The organism is Roseibium sp. RKSG952, from assembly GCF_009711355.1.
Map to the genome: position 1 here is coordinate 1 of NZ_SMMF01000521.1, position 1,554 is coordinate 1,554.

At 58.3% G+C, this 1,554-nt stretch carries 2 protein-coding genes; one reads left to right on the forward strand and one right to left on the reverse strand.

Translation table 11 applies throughout. The features are described from left to right. Positions 1-106 precede the first annotated feature (106 nt). On the forward strand, positions 107-508 hold the full coding sequence (locus E1297_RS01950) for an MAPEG family protein (protein ID WP_155133217.1): 402 nt from the start codon (positions 107-109) through the stop codon (positions 506-508). A 6-nt stretch (positions 509-514) separates the two neighbouring features. On the opposite strand, the gene E1297_RS01955 is transcribed toward E1297_RS01950, so the two are convergent. Next, positions 515-1,132 carry a GntR family transcriptional regulator gene (locus tag E1297_RS01955; protein WP_155133220.1) on the reverse strand — a complete coding sequence of 206 codons (618 nt, stop codon included), beginning with the start codon at positions 1,130-1,132 and terminating at the stop codon, positions 515-517. Positions 1,133-1,554: the final 422 nt, after the last annotated feature.

Below are 1,554 nucleotides of genomic sequence, written 5' to 3' on the forward strand. Positions count from 1 at the left end.
AGTCACTTCATCTGAGACTTGGTATAACTCAAACTCTGGTAGCATTCACGGATCGGGACAAGCGGCCTATGCTGTGGCCTGTCTTTCCCGATATCCGGAATGAGCCATGTCATTTGCCATCACGCCGTTTTATGCCGCCCTGCTGACTTTCATTTATCTCGCGCTGAGCGTCCGGGTGATCCGGCGCCGTCAATCCACCCGCATTGCAATCGGCCATAACGATGACAGATTGCTCCTGCGCCGAATGCGGGTCCACGCCAATTTTGCCGAATATGTTCCGCTCGCCATCCTGCTCATCGCCATGGCTGAGCTGCTCGGGGCTGTCGGATGGCTTCTGCATGGCCTCGGGCTGGCGCTGCTTGTCGGCCGCTGCCTGCATGCCTATGGCGTCAGTCAGCAACCCGAACCTCTTCCGGTTCGCATCAGCGGCATGGTTCTGACATTCATCGTTCTGACGCTTGCTGCACTGGCCAATCTCAATCTGGCCATCGCAAACGGAGCGCTGTAACCGCCGTCAGTTTTGCTGAAGCCGGGTCTTGTGGGCGTGGGATATATGGAGGCGCGCAGCTTTTTCCGCAGCCTCGCTGTCACCGGCCGCAATCGCGCTGACAATGGCTGCGTGTTCTCCGACCGCCGTTTCCCGGCGTTCGGGCGTATCAAGCGTCGTGCCCGCCATCAGGATCAGCGACAGGCGCAGATGGTCGATCTGGTCAACCAGATAGCGGTTGTGAGATGCCAGATAAAGCCGCCGGTGAAACTCCCGGTTCGAGCGCACAAGGCTGTCCTTGTCGGCGATCCGCTTCCGGTCGGCTTCGACCAGATCCTTCAGGATCTCGACTTCCGGCTTTGATGCGTGTTTCGCCGCAAGCCCGGCCGCCGTGCCTTCAAGCACCTCGCGCATGAAATAGACTTCGCTGATCTGACCGTGATCGAGCGTCGGGATGACCATACCCCGGTTCGGCTCGTGGACCGCCAGACCTTGCGCCTCGAGACGCTTCAGCCCCTCGCGGATCGGGGTCCGGCTGACCCCAAAGGTCTCGGCAAGATCGGCTTCGCGCAACCGGTCCCCCGGCTTGAGCACACGTTCCTCAATCAGGCCGACCAGCCGGTGATAGATTTCTGATCCATTCATGAAACTGGTCGTAACCTGTTTTTTCCCGTCCGCCTAGAGCCTTCGGCAATCAGGCCGGGTTATTCATCTGCCATCACCAATTGCAGCGGTTCGCCGACCCTCGCCATCCCGCAAAAACCAACGGTTTCATGCGGGATCGGAGAGCCATTGGCACCTGCACATTCCGTGGCTCTCCGATCCCGGCTCCGCGCTTGCTTGGCCGGGATGACAATCTCGTTGGTGTTCGAGAGCCAATCAATTGCATCCAGATGGCATGACGGTTCGCTATGTTCTGCTTCTCGCCATCGGGGGTAAGTTAAAACGCAAACAACAGTAAGGTTGGGTTCGTCATAAGGGATTGGTTGTCAAGGGTTGCAAAACCGCTTTTGCGGCGCTTGAGCGCCCTTGACAACCAATCCCTTATGCCAAAATCGCAAGGAAGC

Coding starts and splice junctions, on each gene's coding strand:
- E1297_RS01950 (WP_155133217.1), top strand. CDS start 107: ATGTCATTTGCCATCACGCCGTTTTATGCCGCCCTGCTGACTTTCATT.
- E1297_RS01955 (WP_155133220.1), bottom strand. CDS start 1,132: ATGAATGGATCAGAAATCTATCACCGGCTGGTCGGCCTGATTGAGGAA.